10 protein-coding genes and 1 CRISPR repeat array are annotated in these 19,732 nt (G+C 70.7%); of the genes, 4 read left to right on the top strand and 6 right to left on the bottom strand.

The annotated features are described in order from the left end of the window. Positions 1-29: 29 nt before the first annotated feature. A complete protein-coding gene (locus ABEA30_RS03065; RefSeq protein ID WP_345578793.1) occupies positions 30-983 on the top strand; it encodes an AEC family transporter in 954 nt (317 codons plus the stop codon). Here the strand turns inward: ABEA30_RS03065 and ABEA30_RS03070 are convergent. Genes ABEA30_RS03070 through ABEA30_RS03085 form a run of 4 tightly spaced genes read right to left on the bottom strand, consistent with a single transcriptional unit; the run spans position 976 to position 8,613 of the window. Continuing rightward, the gene (locus ABEA30_RS03070; protein WP_345578795.1) at positions 976-1,656 is read right to left on the bottom strand and encodes an ABC transporter ATP-binding protein; all 681 of its coding nucleotides are present in this window, start codon (positions 1,654-1,656) and stop codon (positions 976-978) included. The two genes, ABEA30_RS03065 and ABEA30_RS03070, sit on opposite strands and share 8 nt — an antisense overlap. Beyond that, complete coding sequence (locus tag ABEA30_RS03075; protein WP_345578797.1) at positions 1,653-2,579, bottom strand: ABC transporter ATP-binding protein; 927 nt, start codon at positions 2,577-2,579, stop codon at positions 1,653-1,655. The genes ABEA30_RS03070 and ABEA30_RS03075 overlap by 4 nt, the downstream gene beginning before the upstream one ends. Further along, on the bottom strand, positions 2,576-5,266 hold the full coding sequence (locus ABEA30_RS03080; RefSeq protein WP_345578799.1) for an ABC transporter permease: 2,691 nt from the start codon (positions 5,264-5,266) through the stop codon (positions 2,576-2,578). The genes ABEA30_RS03075 and ABEA30_RS03080 overlap by 4 nt, the downstream gene beginning before the upstream one ends. Beyond that, positions 5,263-8,613, bottom strand: a complete 3,351-nt coding sequence (locus tag ABEA30_RS03085) for an FtsX-like permease family protein (RefSeq protein ID WP_345578802.1) — start codon at positions 8,611-8,613, stop codon at positions 5,263-5,265. Before ABEA30_RS03085 ends, ABEA30_RS03080 begins: the two co-directional genes overlap by 4 nt. A gap of 144 nt (positions 8,614-8,757) precedes the next feature. Between ABEA30_RS03085 and ABEA30_RS03090 the strand changes: the two genes are divergently transcribed. Next, on the top strand, positions 8,758-9,453 hold the full coding sequence (locus ABEA30_RS03090) for a YceI family protein (protein WP_345578805.1): 696 nt from the start codon (positions 8,758-8,760) through the stop codon (positions 9,451-9,453). Between the two features lie 74 nt (positions 9,454-9,527). On the opposite strand, the gene ABEA30_RS03095 is transcribed toward ABEA30_RS03090, so the two are convergent. Continuing rightward, entirely contained in the window at positions 9,528-11,147 is a 1,620-nt protein-coding gene (locus tag ABEA30_RS03095) for an endo-1,4-beta-xylanase (protein WP_345578808.1), read from the bottom strand. Positions 11,148-11,376: 229 nt separating this feature from the next. Further along, positions 11,377-13,587: an NADP-dependent isocitrate dehydrogenase gene (locus tag ABEA30_RS03100; RefSeq protein ID WP_345578811.1), complete on the bottom strand. Its 2,211-nt coding sequence runs from the start codon at positions 13,585-13,587 to the stop codon at positions 11,377-11,379. A 196-nt stretch (positions 13,588-13,783) separates the two neighbouring features. Between ABEA30_RS03100 and ABEA30_RS03105 the strand changes: the two genes are divergently transcribed. Next, positions 13,784-14,026, top strand: a complete 243-nt coding sequence (locus ABEA30_RS03105; RefSeq protein WP_345578814.1) for a DUF3073 domain-containing protein — start codon at positions 13,784-13,786, stop codon at positions 14,024-14,026. Between the two features lie 110 nt (positions 14,027-14,136). Beyond that, on the top strand, positions 14,137-14,985 hold the full coding sequence (locus tag ABEA30_RS03110) for an alpha/beta hydrolase (protein ID WP_345578817.1): 849 nt from the start codon (positions 14,137-14,139) through the stop codon (positions 14,983-14,985). Positions 14,986-15,560: 575 nt separating this feature from the next. Further along, positions 15,561-19,618: direct repeats of the CRISPR family, unit length 28 nt; unit sequence GGATCATCCCCGCGTGAGCGGGGAGCAC. Positions 19,619-19,732: the final 114 nt, after the last annotated feature.

Consider the following 19,732-nt stretch of genomic DNA (forward strand, 5'->3'; position numbering starts at 1 on the left):
CCTCCCTGGGCCCCTGCCATGATCGGCACATGAGCTCAGCACTCGGACCCACCCTGGCGGGCATCGTGCCCATCCTCCTGTTGATCGGCCTCGGGGTGCTGCTGCGCCACCTCGGGGTGCTCGACGGCGGCACGGCCGAGGGCCTCAAGCGCCTGGTGGTCAACGTCGTGCTGCCTGCGGTGCTCTTCCTCGCCTTCCTCGGCCTCGAGTTCCAGCCGGAGTACCTCACCCTGGTGGTCATGGTGCCGCTGCTGTGCCTGGTGCTGCTCGGCGTGGGACGGCTCGCCCGCCGCTGGCTGAAGGCCCCGCCCGTGGCCACGTTCCTGTTCACCGGCTTCGAGTTCGGCATGGTGGGCCTGGCCCTGTTCACCGCCGCCTACGGCATGGAGTTCACGCCGGTGGCCGCCATCGTCGGCCTGGGCCACGAGTTCTTCATCTGGTTCGTGTTCGTCACGCTGCTCCGGCGCCAGAGCGACGGCGGGGTCGGCCTCGGCCAGACCCTGCGTTCGTTCATCACGTCTCCGGTGATCATCGCGATCCTGGCGGGGCTGCTGCTCAACGCGGTCGGCGCGCGCGAGGCGCTGGAGTCCAACGTGCTGTCGGCCGCGCTGCTGACGACGGCCACCTACCTCGCAGCCATCATCGTGCCGGTCATCCTGATCCTCGTGGGCCACGGCTCACGCCTCTCGGCCGACGGGGTGCGCACGGCGGCACCGTTCGTCGCGGCACGGTTCGTGGTGTGCCTGGCGCTGGCCGTGCTGGTGTCGTGGGGCATCGTCGGCCAGTGGCTCGGCCTCGGGCCGGCCGTGCAGGCTGCCGTGTTCATGCTGCTGATCCTGCCGCCGCCGTTCATCGTGCCCATCTTCCTGCCCGCGCACCGCGCCGACGAGGTCGCCTACAGCAACAACGTGCTGAGCCTCTACACGCTGGTGAGCGTGGCGGCCTTCGTCACGTACGTGGCAGTGGTGCCCAGCCTCAGCTGATGAGCACGCCGTCGAGGAGTTCGACGACCCGGTCGGCCCGGCCCCGCAGGATCGGGTCGTGGGTGGAGACCACCGTCGCGATGCCCAACTCGTGTGTCAGTTCCAGGATGAGGTCCATGATCGTGGCGGCGGTGTCCGAGTCGAGCTGGCCGGTGGGTTCGTCGGCGATGAGGATGTCTGGGCCTGCCACCAACGCGCGGGCGACGCCGACGCGCTGCTGCTGGCCACCACTCAGCTCGTGGGGCCGCTGCTTCGCGTGGCGGGCCAGGCCGACGCGCTCGAGCATCGCGGCCACCCTCTGGTCGCGCTCCGCGGGGGCGATCTTCGCCAGCCGCAGCGGCACCTCGACGTTCTCCGCGGCCGACAGCACCGGGATGAGCCCGAAGGTCTGGAACACGTAGCCGATCCGCTCGCGGCGGGTGGCCAACACCTCCCCCTCGGGCAGTGCTGAGAGGACGCGGCCGTCGTCGAGCAGCACGCGGCCGCTGGTGGGCCGGTCCAGCCCACCCAGCAGGTTGAGCAGCGTGGTCTTCCCCGAGCCGGACGGCCCGGTGACCACCGTGAGCTCGCCGGCGTGCACCTCGATGCTGACGCCGTCGAGCGCGTGCACCTCCGTCTCGCCGGAGCCGAAGGTACGGCGCAGGTCCTCCCCTGTGATGCGTGCGGTCCTCATGCGTCCCCCTCCTCGACGGCGGCGCGGCGTGCCACCGAGCCGTTGGGCCACACGCCCACGTGGCCCGGCTCGCGGGTGATGCGCACCCGGTCGTGCAGCCCGAGGTCCTGGACGTGGGCGGGCGGCAGCTGCAACCGGCCGTTGCGGTCGATGACGGTGTACTCCTCGGCGACCTCCCGCTCCACCCCGTCGGGCCCGAGCTCCGTGCGCCGCAGCACCTCGGTGGACGTGCGGCCGTCGCGGATCTGGACGGTGCGGGCCACGTGGTCGCTGACCATGGGGTCGTGCGTCACGATCAGCACGGTGGTGCCCAGGTCGGTGGCGGCCGACCGCATCAGCTCGAGCACCTCTGCGGAGTTGACCTCGTCCAGCTCGCCGGTGGGTTCGTCGGCCAGCAGCACGTCGGGGGAGTTGGCCAGCGCGGTGGCGATGGCGACGCGCTGCTGCTGGCCGCCGGACAGCTGCGTAGGCCTCCGGTGCGAATGGTCGGCGACCCCCAGCAGTTCCAGCAACTGGCCGGCCCGGGCCCGCCGCTCGGCGCGCCCGGCGATCACCATCGGCATCATCACGTTCTCCGCCGCCGTCAGGAACGGCAGCAGGTTGCGCGAGGTCTGCTGGAACACGAAGCCCACGCTGTGGCGCCGGAAGTCGATGCGCTGGCGGGTGCCCATCGCCGTCAGGTCGTGCCCGGCCACGCGGGCGCGGCCGCCGGTGGGCCTGTCGAGGCCGGAGAGGATGTTCAGCAGCGTCGACTTCCCTGAGCCCGAGGCGCCGATGACGGCCACCACCTCGCCGGGGTCGACGGTGAGGTTGAGCCCCTGGAGCGCCTGCACCTCCACGCCCTCGGTGGTGTGGATGCGCACGAGGTCCTCGCACCAGATGTCGGGGCCCTGGTGGTCTCGGCTGATGGGTGGTGTGGTCATCGTTCCTCCCCGATGCGGAGTTCCTGGGCGAGATCAGCGCGGCCGGCGAGCCACGCGGTGGCCGCGATGGCCAGCACGACGGTGAGGGCGAGCACCCCCACCACCCCGCCGAGCAGCGCGGGGTCGAGATGCAGGGGCGGCGCCTGGGCTCCGCCGGTGAGGCTGCGGAAGTCCAGCGTCGCGAGCAACAGCGCCGCGAGCCCGATGCCCAAGCCGGTGCCCACCACGAGCCCCAGCACCGCACTGGGGGCGATCTCCCACGTCGTCAGCGTGCGCAGCTCCCGCCTGCCCATGCCGAGGGTGCGCAGGATGGCGCCGAGATGCGTGCGGGCCCGGGTGGCCATGAGCTGCGCGCCGAGCAGCGTCAGCGTGAGCAGTATGGCGGTGGCGAGCGTGAGGGCGGCGAAGGTGCGGGTGAGGCCGGAGACCGTGGGCGTGTCGCGCACGGCCCGGAGCTCGGCATCGACGGTGGTGATGCGGGCCTCGCCGATGATCGCGGCCACCTCCTCGGAAACCCCGGCCGGGTCCGCGCCGGGCGCCAGCGACACGAGCGCCAACGTGGCGGGCGGCAGGTCGACACCAGCCGGCCACCGTTCGGTGCTCAGCATCGCCCACGCGGAGCCGGTGCGCACGCCGGGCGGCGCCACGAGGTGCCCCAGGACCCGCACCGGGCCGACGCCCTCGAGCTGGGCGGCGCCGGTCTGCACGCCCACGGCGCTGCCCAGGACCACGCCCGGGTCGCCGTCGGCGCCGAAGAGCCCGGGCGGGAGTGGCGAGCCGAAGGGTGAGGCGGCGTAGGCCTCCTCGACGGCGGGCTCCGCCAGCCAGAGCCGCACGCGGGTCTCTCCGTCCTGGCTGAGGCGGTGGTTGGAGCCGGCGTCGTGGATCCGGGCGATGGCGCGCACGCCGTCGAGCGACCGGATCTCGGTGAGCATCTCGTCGGAGACCCGGGGCCCACTGACGTGCATGGAGGAACCCGTCGCCTCCCAGGTGGCTCGCTCGGTGCCCGTGATGACCGAACCGAGCAGCGTGGCGCTCAGCACGGCGATGGTGGTCCCCAGCACGACGGTGAACACCGGCGTCAGGCCACCTGCGGGGTCGCGGTGCGCGCGCACCGTGCCCAGGAACGCCGGGAGCCCGCGGCGTCGGCGCAACCACCGGCCGGCCAGCCTCAGCGGCACCGGGTACAGGCGCAGTGCCACGAGGCAGGCGGCCAGGGTGATCAGGACGGGCGTGGCAGTGGCCAGCACGTCGATGCCCTCCGCGCCCGAGCCCTCCCTCGTCAGCAGCGCCCAGAGGGCCGCCGCCGTCGCGATCGCGATGACGGCCTCGACGGCGATCCGCCGGCGTCCGGGGCGGGACCGGAGGTCCGAGCGGGCGCGGGAGGTGGCCACACCGCGGGCGGCCCACGCCAGCGCGAGCGCGGTGGCGCAGCCGATGAGGATGGTGGGCAGCCACGCCCATGGGGTCGTGGCGCCCGGCGTCACCGCAGCGCCCAGCAGGTGTCCCGCCACCGCGGCCGGCACCCCCAGCACCAGCGCCTCGACCGTCAGCAGCGACCGCAGCTGGTGCCACGACAACCCCCGCGCGGTGACGAGTTCGACGGCGGTGCGGCGCCGCTCGACCACCAGCTGCGCTGCCAGCACGAGGAGCGCGAGGCTCACCGCCAGTGGGCCCACGGCCGCCACCGCCACGGCTGCCCGGGTCACGTCCTGCTGGGCGGCGACCCTCTCAAGGGCGTCTCCCAGCTCGGATGCGAGCCGGACCTGCGTGGGAGGGGGACCCTCCTCCACGGCACCCGGCAGCACGACCGGGTACCGCTCGGCGAGCAGGCCCGTCAGCTGGGCGCGCAGCTCCCGCACCCGCACGTCCGCCACGTGCGAGGTCTCGACGCCGAACCAGGCGTGCACCGTCAGCGTCTCCGTCACGCCGGGACCCAACTCCTCCACCGGTGTCGCGGCGGCGAGGTACGACGGCGGGAGGAACAACCCGGTGACGAGTCGCACGCCACGGTCCGGGTGTGGTTCCTCCACGATGGTGCGGCCGTAGGAAACGTGCTCCCAGCGGTTGTCGTCGGGGTCGAGGGGCCGGAACGTGCCGCTCAGTACGAGCGTCTCGGTGATCTGCTCGCCGATCTCCCAGCCGAGGCGCTCCGCCGCCTCCGCGAGCGCGGCCACCTCCTGGGGCCCCGTGGGGGTGATCCCCATGCGCCCCTCCTCGACCGGCCTGGGTGCGGGCCACGCGCCCTCGACCAGTTCGGCCACCTCGCCGAGGTCCGGGTCCACGAAGAACAGGAAGCGCGCCTCGTAGTAACCGGTCCCCACCTCGGGCGTGATGTCGACGACGGTGGGGACGTCCGCCACGAACTGCGGGGCGCCCAGGAGTGAGCGCAGCGGCTCGGGCTGCGCGCCGCGGACCGCCCCCAGCGCCTCGCGGTGTGGCGCCCACGGGTCCGCCAGCCCCGTGACGGGCGAACTCGACGTCGACTCGGCCCATGAGCCCGTCACGTCACCTTGGATGGCCGAGAGGCCGGAGAGCTCCTGGGCCAGTTGCCGGTCGTCGAGGGAGGCCATGAGCCGGGGGGTCGCCGTCGCCAGCGCAGCGAGGATGGCCACGCTGAGGGCCAGCAACAGCGCAGGCCACCGTTCAGCGGAGAACTGGCGCCACACCATCGTCAGGGCGTTCACCGGACCTCCTCGCGGTACTCGGCGTCCAGCGCCTGGCGCTGCACGGCGCGGCCCACCAGCCACAGGATGAGGCCCACCGCCGCAGCACCGACGGCCAGCAGCAGTGCCCATGGCAACAGGTCGGGGGTCAGGGGGCTGCGGAAGCGTTGGCCGGCGTCCTGAGCGGCGCTGACCAGGGGCTCGACGACGAGCCACGCCACCGCGATGCCCGCGCCGATGCCGGCCAGCGTGCCGATGACCAGGGTGCCTCCGGTCTCCAGGATGCGGCTGCGGCCCTGCGCGCGGGGCGTCATGCCCAGGGCCCGCAGGACGGCGACCTCGGAGCGGCGCGCCGTCAACTGCGTCGCGGACGCGGACGCCAGGCCCGTCAGCGACAGCAGGAGCGCGCAGCCCGCCGCGATCCACAGGGAGCGCGCCGCCGTCGCCGTGCGGTCGGGTGCCTCGTCGGGGCTGCGCACCGCCGTGACGCCGGGGAGGCGGGCCGCAGCGGCCCGCACCTCGCCCGGGTCGCCGTCGACGGTGGCCCACAGCTGGGAGGGCCAGCGCAGCGGCGTCGACGTGGTGGCAAGCTGGGCGGCGACGGTGCCCGACTCCGCCAGCACCCCGAAGGGGTTGGTGAGGCCGGGGAGCGCCGGCGTGACGGCCGTGACCACTGCGGGGACCCGCCGGCCGAAGGACGCCAGGTCGATGGTGCTCCCGATGCCCAGCGTGGACGTCTCGGCCAGCGCCTGCGTGATGGCCACCGGCACCGGCTCGGGCGTGGTCAGCCCGCGCCCCGACATGACGCCGAGCGGGTCCTCCGACACGAATGCCACCGCCGGCCCCACCGTCAGCAGGGCAGGGACGGGCGAGGCCACCAGGTGCCAGGTGGCGGAGCTGGTGTCGATGATGGCCGCAGGCAGCGGCGGCCGGTTCGAGGTCGGCGTGCTGATGGTCACCTCGCCACCGTCGGGGCCCGGCACGGCCTCTTCCTCCAGTTCCCACGCCGGGTCGACTGCGGCGACGGCATCGCGGTAGGGGCCGGCGAAGCGATGGGGCACCGCGTTGTCGGCCGTCCAGTCCTGCGCGCCGGTGACGGGTTCGCCGTCGGCGAGGAACGTCACGTCGAGTTCGAGGGTGCGGTTGCCTGCGTAGTCGTTGGCGGGGCCCTCCACCTGCACGGCCTCGAGCACGAAGGAGCCCCGTTCCGGCAGGGCGATGTCACGTGAGGCGGTTGCCTCCGAGGGGCTGAACGTGATGTCGACGAAGCCGTCGGCCCACGACACCTGGGGTGGCGGCACCTCCAGGCGCGGGCCCGGGATGGTGCGGCTCAGGCCGGTGACGAGGTCGCGCAGGGTCAGTTCGGACGAGATGGTCAGGGGTGCCGAGAGCGTGCGCAGGTGGTCCTCCGTCCACATCTGCGCGAGGATCTCGCTGTCGGGCAACCCGGCCATCGCGGCGCGGTGGAACTCCATGAGGCGGTCCAGGTAGAGCTGCTGCCAGGGGTCGAGCACGAGGCGGCCGGCCAGGTCGACGGTGAGGGTGGCGGTGCCGGCCGGCAGGGTCATGGGCTCGGTCTCGCGCTTCGGCGTCGGGAGGCTCGGCAGCGCCAGGCCCTCGGGCAACGCCGCCACGTCGTCGAGCTTGTCGAGCGGGGCGGCGAGGACGGTGACCGGGAGGTCGCCCACCCGGGCGGCCTCGTCGAGCCACACCGGCACGGCCTCGGTGACGCCCTCGACGGCGGCGAGCTCTGGTAGCGCGAGCGTCTGCGTGTCGGCATCGAGGCTCGAGAGGGTCGCGCGCAGCGGCGCGCCGACGGTGAGCATGGTCTGGTCGCGGTGCGTGGCGGCGGCCGTACCGGCGTAGAGGGAGGCGACGGTGGCCGTGCCGGTGGCCAGGATCGTCAGCGTCACGGGCACCGCGTGCACCAGCAGCCCGCGGGCCAGCTGCGCGCCCGCCAGCCATAGCGGGGTGCCGCCCAGCCGGGCCAGCGCCATGGCCAGCCGCGACAGCGGGCCGAGGACCGCCAGGCCCAGCACCGCCGCGGCGGCGAGCAGGAGGGCGGGCGCGAGCGCCGGGACGAGCTCGAGCCGGGCGGAGCCGCGCAACTGCCACGTGGTCACGGCGGCTGCCGCGAACACGACCACCAGCGCCGCCGCGCCCGCCACCGTGCGCACCCGGTCCGCGCGCGTGCGCCCGATGGGGGAGGCGGTGGACCGGATGGTCATGGCACCCAGCGCGGCCAGCGCCAGGAGGAGGCTGCCGGCCCCGCCCAGCAGCACGATGCCGAACTGCGCCGTGGTGCGCGACGTGAGCCAGATCGCGCCCAGTGCCAACGCTGTGCCCAGGCCGGCACCGAGCACCGCCACGACGGCGGCCTCGAGCAGGCCGGTGACCAGCAGTTGCGTTCGGGCGGCGCCGCGCGCGGCGAGCAGTGCGTGTTCGCGCTCACGGGTGCCGGCCAGCAGGCCCGAGACCTGCACGAGGCCGACGGCGGCCACCAGCAGCAACACGCTCACCGGCACGATGCCGAACGCGCGGCCCACCTCCCAGTCGCGGGCGGCCCGCTCCGCAGTCGAGGCCAGGTCGCCGTCGACGACGATGCCCCGGCCAGTGATGTCGGCCTCGGCCACCAGCGCCTTGGCGCGTTCCGCGCCCGCCGCCAGCACGCTGAGGGCCTCGGGCGTGATGCGGTTCGTGTCCGGCACGACGGACCAGCGGATGAAGGGGTCACCGCCCGTGATGACGGAGCCGTCGACGACGAGGGGCCCCGACGAGGTGGCGTCGACGCCGTCGAGAACCAGTGGGTCGCCGAACCAGACGGGCGACGACGGCGCGGCCGGCTCCCACAGCGCGGTGACCTCGAGGTCGTGCCCGTCGACGGTGACCACGTCGCCCACCGTGAGCCCCGTTGCCGCTGCGGCACCAGCCTGGAGGGCAGCCTCGGTGGCCCCCGTGGGCCATGTGCCCCCGGTGACGGTGATGAGGCCCGGCCGGAGGTGCTCACCCGCCCAGAGCGTGAGCCGCTCCGGCAGCTCCGAGCCGTCGACGGTGGCGCGGCGCGGCTCGGAGACACGGGTGGTGTGGATGGTCACGGGCGCGGGGGAGAAGCCCTGCGTGAGCTTGGCGCGCGCCGTGGCGTCCTGCGCTGCGGGGTCGTCGCCGATGCGCGTCTGTGCCTGCACCGCGCCCGCGCCCGGTTCGGCGGTCGACAGCGCCGCCCGGGCGGCATCGGTGGACAGCACCCCGGCGTGCCCGACGACGAAGGCAAGGATGGCGGTGGTGACCGTCACCAGGGCCAGCAGCGTGAGCACCAACGCGAGCGACGCCCGGGCGCGGCGCACGGCCCACCCCCACCACGTCGTCATGGTCGAGAGCCTAGCCGCAGCGGGCGCGGCGCCGGTGAGGGAGCCCCATTCGGCTGTAGTTGAGTTTTCAAGTAAGTGGTGTTAAAGTAGTTACACATTCAACCGGTGAGTGACGAGCTCGCCCCCCAACCCAGGGAGAACACCATGACTGCACTCACCGCCCTGTCGGGCAACTACGTCCTCGACAACACCCACACCGAGATCGGCTGGACCGCCCGCCACGCCATGGTCACCAAGGTGCGCGGCTCCTTCACCGACTTCGAGGGCACCGCCTCCACCGGCGCCAACCTCGAGGATGCCAAGATCAACGTGGTCATCCAGGCCACCTCGATCGACACCGGCAACGCCGACCGCGACGGCCACCTCCGCTCCGGCGACTTCTTCGACGTCGACACCTACCCGACGATCCGCTTCACCTCCACCAAGGTGACCGCGGCCGGTGAGGGCCTGGACGTCGAGGGCAACCTGACCATCAAGGACGTCACCCGCGCCGTGACCATCCCGTTCGACTACGACGGCGTCGCCGTCGACCCCTTCGGCAACGAGCGCGTGGGCCTCAGCGGCGCCGTGCAGGTCAACCGCAAGGACTTCGGCCTCGTCTGGAACGCGGCCCTCGAGACCGGCGGCGTGCTGGTCTCCGAGAACGTGAACCTCGTCTTCGAGGTCTCCGCCATCAAGCAGGCCGACGAGGCCGCCGCGGTCGAGTCGGCCGAGGAGGCCCAGCCCGTCGTCGAGGCCGAGCCCGTCGTCGAGGCTGCTGAGCCGGTGCGCGCCGCGCAGGCCCCCGTCGCCCCGCAGCAGGGCGGCTTCATGGGCTGGCTGAAGCGCGTCTTCGGCTGAACCACTTCACCACTGGGGTGGTGAACAAAGAGGGAGGGGCGGGCCCGTGCGGGCCCGCCCCTCTCGTCTGCGTCCTACCGCGGTTCGAGGGCGGTGATGGCCTCAATCAGTGCCGCGGTGGCGGCGTCGACCTCGCCCTGGTTGGCGCCACGCGGGAGCAGGGAGTTCGCCTTGCCCTGGGTGCTCCGCACGGCGGCGACGCTCTGGCCGGTGTAGGTCTTGCCGCGCAGGTCGAGGCCGTCGGCCCAGGCCGTGGCGTCGAGCAGGTGCGACTCGTCGACGATGGGCTTGGTCAGGCCCAGCCACCCCTCGGGGTCGGCGACCGCGGGGGCCGAGAGCTTCTCCGACCAGTCCCGGTTGAAGAGCTGCGGATTGTGGGTGGCGCGCCAGTTCAGGTAGTCGGTGAGGCCCCAGAACGTGACGCGGTCCATGTCCTTCGAGTACTTCTTGTACACCGCGAAGTACTCGGCGTAGCGCTGCGCCTGGATGGCCTCGAGCTCCGTGCGGCTCTCGATCTTGCCCACCCAGTACGTGAAGCCCTCCTTGTGGAAGCGGTCTGCGACGGTGGGGTCGTCGAGGTCGGCGTAGTTTGCCCGGTTGGAGCCCTCGGGCTCCGCGTTCCACGCCTCCCAGACCTGCAGGTCCAGCTCGCTGACGTTGGCGGTGAACCCGGCCTCGATGATCAGCTGGAGCGAACGCTCGACGGAGGCGTGGTCGGAGCAGGCGCCCGGCTGCCATTCCTCGGCAGCCTCGTCGACGAGGCCGGGGAGTCGCGTGAGGTCGGAGCAGGCGAACGCCGGGGTCTGGTTGATGTAGTTGTGTGACTGCAGGCCGATGGTCTCGATCAGCTGGCGCGGGTCGTCGGGGTATTCGGCGGCGTAGCGCTCGTTGAGCTCGGTGGCCATGGCGATGATGGCCTTGGCCTTGCCCTCGGACTGGAAGACGTTGAAGTCGTTGTACTCGAGCTTGGTCTCGGGCCCGTACTTGCGTGCGAAGACGAAGGCGTCGTAGATGAAGTCGCCGGGCGACTCGCCGGCCTCGACGTCCATGTCCGTGGTGTAGGCGTTGTACCAGCCGGAGTAGGCGTAGTCGTTCGGGTTGCCGCGGAGGAAGTCCTCCCAGTCCTGCGTCTCGGGGTCGAAGGTGTCGAGGCCGTCGACGAAGGCCTCGTTGACCACGTCCCAGGACACCACGCGGCCCTTGAAGTGCGTCAGCACGGCCTCGATGTAGCGCTCCATGTTGGCGCGGGCCGCGTCGCGGCCGCCCTGGAAGAGCTTGCTCGGCGACTGGCTGTGCCACACCAGCACGTGCCCGTGCACCTTGATGCCGCGCTCGAGGGACTCGTCGACGAAGTAGTCGGCCTCGTCGAACGTGAAGTCCCACTCGCCCGTGGCGAGGTCGATGTTGGCGTTGGGCAGCAGTTGGTCGGGCTTCATGATGTTCTCGGCCGTCATGACGTTGTAGTGCCGTTCGACCTGGGCCCAGTTGGGGCTGCCCTCCTCATAGGTCTGGCGGCCGGAGTAGATGTTGCCGACGTTGAAGTAGTCCTCGTAGACCTCCTTCAGTGACGGGATGGGGGATTCGGTGGCGTCGGGGGCGCCCTGCGCGGGCACTGCGTAGCCGACGGTGGCAAGGGCTGCGGCGAGACCAGCGCCGATCCAGCGGGCCGCGGCTCGGCGGCGATGACGAGACAACACTTTCTTCCTCTCGGTTGGTCATGGGGCCGCGCTCGATGGCGCATCGTCCGTGATGCGCTGGCGACCCGCATGTTTTGGTTCGAAGTCGAACTTAATAAGACCCTAAGTTGCCGTCACGGGGCAGTCAAGGGTGCCGAGGGTTTTCGATAACGTTTTTTCGAGGGCCTTCGCAGTGCCCCCAAACGGAGAGAGCCCGCCTGGCGGCGGGCTCTCTCGGTTGCTGCGGTCAGCCGGCGATGGAGTCGATGACCTCGTTGAAGGTGGCGCTGGGGCGCATAACGGCCGACGTCTTGGCCTGGTCGGGCCGGTAGTAGCCGCCGATGTCGGCGGGCTTGCCCTGCACCGCGAGCAGTTCGTCGATGATCTGCTGCTCCTTCGACGCGAGGGCCTCGGCCACCGGCGCGAACGTCTGGGCCAGCTCCGCGTCCTCGGTCTGCGCGGCCAACTCCTCCGCCCAGTAGCGGGCCAGCCAGTAGTGCGAGCCGCGGTTGTCGATGCCGCCGAGGCGACGGGTGGGCGACTTGTCCGTGTCGAGGAAGGTGCCGTTGGCGCGGTCCAGCGTGGACGCCAGGACGGCGGCCCGGGCGTTGTCCTCCGTCTGGGCGAGGTGCTCGAAGGAGGCAGCCAGCGCGAGGAATTCACCCAGCGAGTCCCAGCGCAGGTAGTCCTCCGCCACCAACTGCTGCACGTGCTTCGGCGCGGAGCCGCCGGCGCCCGTCTCGAACAGGCCGCCTCCCGCCATGAGCGGCACGACCGAGAGCATCTTGGCCGAGGTGCCCAGCTCGAGGATGGGGAACAGGTCGGTGAGGTAGTCGCGCAGCACGTTGCCGGTCACCGAGATGGTGTTCTCGCCCCTGCGGATGCGCTCGACGGTGTACGTGGTGGCCTCGACGGGGCTCATGATCTCGATGGTGAGGCCGGAGGTGTCGTGGTCTGCCAGGTAGGTGGTGACCTTCTCGATGAGGTTGCGGTCGTGGGCGCGCTCGGTGTCGAGCCAGAACACTGCCGGCCAGCCGGTGACGCGGGCGCGGGTGACGGCCAGCTTGACCCAGTCCTGGATGGGGGCGTCCTTGGTCTGGCAGGCGCGCCAGATGTCACCGGCGGCCACGTCGTGGCTCATCAGCACCTCGCCGGCGCTGTTGACCACCTCGACGACGCCGTCGGACTGGATCTCGAAGGTCTTGTCGTGCGAGCCGTACTCCTCGGCCTTCTGCGCCATGAGGCCCACGTTGGGGACGGTGCCCATGGTGGAGGGGTCGAAGGCGCCGTGGGCCTTGCAGTCCTCGATCACGGCCTGGTAGACGCCGGCGTAGGAGGAGTCGGGCAGCACTGCGAGCGTGTCGGCCTCCCCGCCGTCGGGTCCCCACATGTGGCCGGAGGTGCGGATCATGGCCGGCATGGAGGCATCGACGATGACGTCGGAGGGGACGTGCAGGTTGGTGATGCCCTTGTCGGAGTTCACCATGGCGAGGGTGGGGCCGTCGGCCAGGCCCTGCTCGAAGGCGGCCTTGATCTCGTCGCCGTTGGGCAGCTCGTCCAAGCCGGCGAAGATGGCGCCGAGGCCGTCGTTGGCGGAGAGGCCGGCGGCGGCGAGGTCGTCGCCGTACGTGGCGAACACATCAGGGAAGAACGCCTTGATGACGTGGCCGAAGATGATCGGGTCGGAGACCTTCATCATGGTCGCCTTGAGGTGCACGGAGAACAGGACGCCCTGTCTCTTGGCCTCGGCCACCTGCTCGGCCAGGAAGGCGTCGAGCACGGCTGCCCGCATCACGGTGGCGTCGACTACCTCGCCCTCGAGCACCTTGAGGCCGTCCTTGAGGACCGTCTCGGTGCCGTCGGCGGCACGGTGCCGGATGGTGAGCGTGTCGTCGGAGGGGAGGATCACCGACTGCTCGTTGTGGCGGAAGTCGCCGGCGTCCATGGTGGCCACCGACGTCTTGGAGTCTGCGGTCCAGGCGCCCATGCGGTGCGGGTGCTTCTTGGCGTAGTTCTTCACGGACTCCGGCGCGCGGCGGTCGGAGTTGCCCTCGCGCAGCACGGGGTTGACGGCGGAGCCCATCACCTTTCCGTAGCGGGCGCGTACCTCGCGCTCCCCGTCGGTCTGGGGGTCCTCCGGGTAGTCCGGGATGGCGAAGCCCAGGCCCTGCAGTTCCGCGACGGCGGCCTTGAGCTGGGGCACGGAGGCCGAGATGTTGGGCAGCTTGATGATGTTCGCGTCGGGTGTCTTCGCCAACTCTCCCAGCTCCGTCAGTGCGTCGTCGACGTCGTCGTCGAGGCGCTCGGGGAACTGCGCGAGGATGCGGCCCGCCAGGGAGATGTCGCGCGTCTCGATCTCGACGCCGGCCTGGCCGGCGAAGGCGTGGATGATCGGGAGGAACGAGTACGTGGCGAGCAGCGGGGCCTCGTCAGTGAGGGTGTAGATGATCTTGCCCATGCGAGATAACTCCTTGAGTTGGGATGCGCCTCCTCAGCTTAGCCATCGGCGCTGGTGTTCGTCGGCTGCGAACAGCGGTTGAGCGAGCCGGTGGGTCCTTTGGAGTAATTCCATCGATTGGGTAGCCTGTACCCACGAGTTAGTGATCAGATCCGCGGCAAGCACGCGATGAACAAAGCAAGGGGGTCGACCCGATATGGGGCGCGGCCGTGCAAAGGCAAAGCAGACCAAGGTTGCCCGTGAGCTCAAGTACCGTTCGGTCGAGACGGATTTTTCGTCTCTCGAGCGTGAGTTGCGCGGCGACTTCGTCGAGGATGTGTACGAGGACGACGACACCGAGGCACCCGACGACCCCTATGCAGAGTTGGCGGCCGAGTACGAGGCCTACGACGATGACGACGAGGGCTACGACGGCTACGACGAGCGTCGCTCCTCCTGACTGACGTGACCGCCAACTGGGTGCCCGACGCCGAGTTGCCGGGTTACGAGCAGTGTTCGATCGATCTTCCTGATCAACCCACCTACGGTTTGGAGCCGGAAGGTTCCCTGGTGGCCACTGTCGTGCGTCGCGGCGCGCCCAGCTCTGGGCGCGCCGTGCTGTACGTCCACGGCTGGAACGACTACTTCTTCCAGACGCACCTCGCCGACGCCATGGCCGCCCTGGGCTACGACTTCTACGCGCTGGACCTGCGCCGCTACGGTCGCTCGCTGCGTCCGGGGCAGCTCGCCGGCTACATCGCGGACCTGGCCGACTACTTCGTGGAGCTCGACGCCGCCGTCGACATCATCACGGGCGAGGGGCATGCAGACCTGGTGCTGATGGGGCACTCCACCGGGGGCCTCACGTCCGCCCTCTACGCGCACGAGCGCCCCGGCACCTTCTCCGGCGTGGTCCTCAACGCGCCGTGGCTCGAGGCCCACGGCAACACCCTGCTGCGGCCCGCCATGAGCGCGGCGGGTGCCGTCGCCCCCACCACGGTGCTGCCGCTGGGCGAGACGGGCTTCTACCGCCGCTCGCTGTCCTCCTCCGAGGAGGGGGAGTGGACCTACAACCTCAACCTCAAGGGAGACCCTGCGTTCCGCGCCAGGTTCGGCTGGCTGGCGGCCATCAGCAACGGCCACGCCCGCGTCGCCGAGGGCCTGCAGATCGACTGCCCCGTGCTGGTGGCCATCTCGAAGCGTTCGCTGTTCAGCAAGGTGTGGGGCGAGGAGCAGCAGCTGGCCGACATCGTCCTCGACGTCGAACTCATCGCGGCCCGGGCGCCGAAGCTGGGTGACAACGTCACCATCGTGCGGGTACCCGATGCGATGCACGACCTGACGTTGTCGTCTGAGGCGGTGCGCGCCGTGGTGTTCGAGGAGTTCGGCCGGTTCATCCGCTGCTACGCACAGCGTTGACATCAACGCGAAGTGTTAACGCGAGATGAGACGCTGAGCGCAGGAGGATTAGGGTCTGCATGGGCGCAGAGCTCCATCTCACCCAGGAATCATGACTGGTGGTGAGGGTTCATCCCGCGTGAGCGGGGAGCTCCACCTCGACGCGGGTCTGGTGGCGACGGCACGCGGGATCACCCCCGTGTGAGCGGAGAGCACTCCTCGAAGCCGATCTTTCCAGCCGAGGCGATCGGATCAATCCCGCGTGAGCGGGGAGCACGACCGTCCCGTCCTTGAGTGTTGTGGCTGTCGGCGGATCATCCCCGCGTGAGCGGGGAGCACCAAGACCTGGGCGGCGTGATCCCGATGGTGGCCGGATCATCCCCGGGTGAGCGGGGAGCACGAATCCGTACTTCCCCCAGACGGCGCCGTCCGGAGGGTCATCCCAGCGTGAGCGGGGAGCACGGCGCCTGTCGACGGCGCTCGAAAAGTAGACAGTTGCGGCGCCTTGGATTCCAGTGATGGTTGCAACGGGAGTGTCCACTTTTCACCGTCGAAAGTGTTCAGTTTTCAGCGTCGTCGATAGACAGGTCGCCGCAGGATCATCCCCGCGTGAGCGGGGAGCACCTCCCGAGCGCAGCATCCCCGGGGCGATCTACGGATCATCCCCGCGTGAGCGGGGAGCACCTCCTCCGCCTTGGCAAGTCGCCCAAACAGGTGGGATCATCCCCGCGTGAGCGGGGAGCACGCCCCCGGCCAATCTGAGGCCGGGGGCTGTTCCGGATCATCCCCGCGTGAGCGGGGAGCACTGGCTTTTGGTGGGACGCGCACATGGCATCGCCGGATCATCCCCGCGTGAGCGGGGAGCACCCGAGATGCCAGAAGTGGGGGAATTCGGTACAGGGATCATCCCCGCGTGAGCGGGGAGCACTCAGTGAAGGAGAGGCGCACGCTGCGGTGGTACGGATCATCCCCGCGTGAGCGGGGAGCACTTCTTGAGGTCCGCTGCGGAAAACTGGCCCCACGGATCATCCCCGCGTGAGCGGGGAGCACGATCCTGCCGCTGCTCGCCAAGAACGGCCTGAGGGATCATCCCCGCGTGAGCGGGGAGCACCACATGACCACCCGCGACAACCTGCGCGCCTGGGGATCATCCCCGCGTGAGCGGGGAGCACCCACGGACCTTGATCGGCGTAAATGTGAGGATTAGGATCATCCCCGCGTGAGCGGGGAGCACAAGTGGCGCGGCGTTGAGGTCGACGAGGTGGCGGGATCATCCCCGCGTGAGCGGGGAGCACTACATGCGGATCGTCATGGCCGCCTGGGCACGCGGATCATCCCCGCGTGAGCGGGGAGCACGCAGCTCGCGCGGAGGCGGCGAGGCGGCGAGTGGGATCATCCCCGCGTGAGCGGGGAGCACCGCGCCGCCTCCATGCGAGGTATCGGCTAGCCCGGATCATCCCCGCGTGAGCGGGGAGCACCCGGTGCGGTAGTGGCGGGTCATGATGCGGTCCGGATCATCCCCGCGTGAGCGGGGAGCACCACCCGACTGCCGCGAAGTGGTGGCGTCTCTTTGGGATCATCCCCGCGTGAGCGGGGAGCACTTGCCAGTGGTGGCGTGTCTCGGTGCCGTCGACGGATCATCCCCGCGTGAGCGGGGAGCACGACGGGAAGGTCGGCTACTACTCGGAGGACGGCGGATCATCCCCGCGTGAGCGGGGAGCACTCCAGCATTTCGGCGAGCTCGTCGAGGAGGCCGGGATCATCCCCGCGTGAGCGGGGAGCACCTGCTGCTGAACGGCATCGCATCCCACGAGCAGGGATCATCCCCGCGTGAGCGGGGAGCACGGTGAGCCATTGGTCGCCGCGGTCGGCCATGAGGGATCATCCCCGCGTGAGCGGGGAGCACCCGACCGGCCCGGTGTCAGCGGCCTCCTTCACCGGATCATCCCCGCGTGAGCGGGGAGCACGGCGCACCCGAACCCGAGACGCAGCCCGAGGACGGATCATCCCCGCGTGAGCGGGGAGCACCGCCGATGAGCCAGGTGATGCCGTGGTTGCCCGGGATCATCCCCGCGTGAGCGGGGAGCACGCCTCGCTGCTGACGTCCATCGCCAACCCCGACGGATCATCCCCGCGTGAGCGGGGAGCACCAATTCCCACTTCAGGGGGTTGACTTGTCTCCGGGATCATCCCCGCGTGAGCGGGGAGCACAGCCCGAGCGCTACGGCGCCGAGCACGTCGGTGGGATCATCCCCGCGTGAGCGGGGAGCACGGTCGTGGTGGCGTCGAGGGTGCGCTGCGTCTCCGGATCATCCCCGCGTGAGCGGGGAGCACGAGCACGTCGGCGCAGGTCCACAGGTCGGCCAGGGATCATCCCCGCGTGAGCGGGGAGCACGTGCCAGCGGCGGCGGCACTGTTGGACACCGACGGATCATCCCCGCGTGAGCGGGGAGCACGGCCAGCTCGGCCTTGAGCGCGGACTCTAGAAGGGATCATCCCCGCGTGAGCGGGGAGCACCAGCTCGTAGCGGCGCACTTCAGCACCGACGAGGGATCATCCCCGCGTGAGCGGGGAGCACCCTGCGCTCCCTCGATGCCTTCTCGATCAACCAGGATCATCCCCGCGTGAGCGGGGAGCACGTAAAGCTATCAGCTAAGCCGAGTCAGGCTCAGGGATCATCCCCGCGTGAGCGGGGAGCACACGGGTGGGCCGCAGCAGGGAGGGTCAGGATCGGGATCATCCCCGCGTGAGCGGGGAGCACACGTTCAAGGGCGGCGCCACTGCCCCGTACCACGGATCATCCCCGCGTGAGCGGGGAGCACCGGCACTGGCTACCCGTATCACTACGGGTATTACGGATCATCCCCGCGTGAGCGGGGAGCACGAATCCGGAGCGCGCGTCTGGGCGGATGCCGTCGGATCATCCCCGCGTGAGCGGGGAGCACCAGCACGTTCGACGCCTGTTGCGCGGTGGTGGGGGATCATCCCCGCGTGAGCGGGGAGCACGCCCTTGTCCTGCGCGCCGGTTTTGGCGCGGCGGGATCATCCCCGCGTGAGCGGGGAGCACGGGTCGTCGAGCGCGGCTTGCAGGGCGGAGCGGGGATCATCCCCGCGTGAGCGGGGAGCACAGGTCGTGGATGCGGGCGCCGTAGCGGAGAATCGGATCATCCCCGCGTGAGCGGGGAGCACGCGGTCAGCCACAGCGCGGCAGGGATGTCGAAGGGATCATCCCCGCGTGAGCGGGGAGCACGGCCACCGTGTGGCGCCCGGCGACCTCATGCAGGGATCATCCCCGCGTGAGCGGGGAGCACCTGCGGGCCTTCCTCGTAGAGCCATGCCGGGGGGGATCATCCCCGCGTGAGCGGGGAGCACCGACCGATGAGACGCGCCCTCTGGTTCGCCGCAGGATCATCCCCGCGTGAGCGGGGAGCACACCCCCAGGAGCACGAGAGCAGTGGTGCCGACCGGATCATCCCCGCGTGAGCGGGGAGCACAGCCCGGCGACGGACAGCAGCGCGACGACGCCCGGATCATCCCCGCGTGAGCGGGGAGCACCATGCCGCGCCCTTGCCGCCGATGATCGGCGCGGGATCATCCCCGCGTGAGCGGGGAGCACGGCCCGCATGCACGGCAGCGGATCAGCGGCGTGGGATCATCCCCGCGTGAGCGGGGAGCACGCTGGTCTCCTGACCGTCGAGGACGGTGAGGACGGATCATCCCCGCGTGAGCGGGGAGCACGCCTCAAAGTCGAGCCTCAAATAGGTGGCGCCAGGATCATCCCCGCGTGAGCGGGGAGCACGGGTGATGGATTCGTTGGTGGTCATGGTGGTCCGGATCATCCCCGCGTGAGCGGGGAGCACTCCGACTCCCTCGCCCGCCGGCCCGTCTTCAACGGATCATCCCCGCGTGAGCGGGGAGCACGGCACATGGGCCGCGATCATCACCGTCGGCACCGGATCATCCCCGCGTGAGCGGGGAGCACCGCTGCATCGGCTGCACACGGAAGATCGCGGACGGATCATCCCCGCGTGAGCGGGGAGCACCTGGCGATGCGGAGGTTGGTGATGGCTTTGCCGGGATCATCCCCGCGTGAGCGGGGAGCACCGCTGGCCCGGCGACTACCACTACGTCGAGGACGGATCATCCCCGCGTGAGCGGGGAGCACAGCCGCCGGCTCAACCTGGCGACGAACGGCAACGGATCATCCCCGCGTGAGCGGGGAGCACCCCGCCGTCCACGTCAGGTCGATGGTGACTGCCGGATCATCCCCGCGTGAGCGGGGAGCACGGTCATGATGCGGCCCTCTCTGGGTTGCTGTGGGGATCATCCCCGCGTGAGCGGGGAGCACCCCGGATCGACGGGCTCGCCGTACTACTACGGCGGATCATCCCCGCGTGAGCGGGGAGCACCGTCGCCCTGTATGCACTCGCCGGGCTGGGGGTGGATCATCCCCGCGTGAGCGGGGAGCACTCATACAGAGCTGCGAGCGCAGCACGGGCCCCGGGATCATCCCCGCGTGAGCGGGGAGCACTCTCAACGAACTCGCGGTCGCGCGCGGCGACAAAGGATCATCCCCGCGTGAGCGGGGAGCACCGTGAGGTTCCTGCCCGCTCGAACTCCGTGCCGGGATCATCCCCGCGTGAGCGGGGAGCACCCAATGCACCCCCCGGCCTCAGCGGTCGACACCGGATCATCCCGGCTCTTCGTACCTGAGCGTGGGGTCATAGTCGTAGACCGCCGCCGATGAGGAGCATTCTGAGGCGGTAGT

The sequence above is a fragment of the Tessaracoccus lubricantis genome, assembly GCF_039544535.1.
GTDB lineage: Bacteria > Actinomycetota > Actinomycetes > Propionibacteriales > Propionibacteriaceae > Arachnia > Arachnia lubricantis.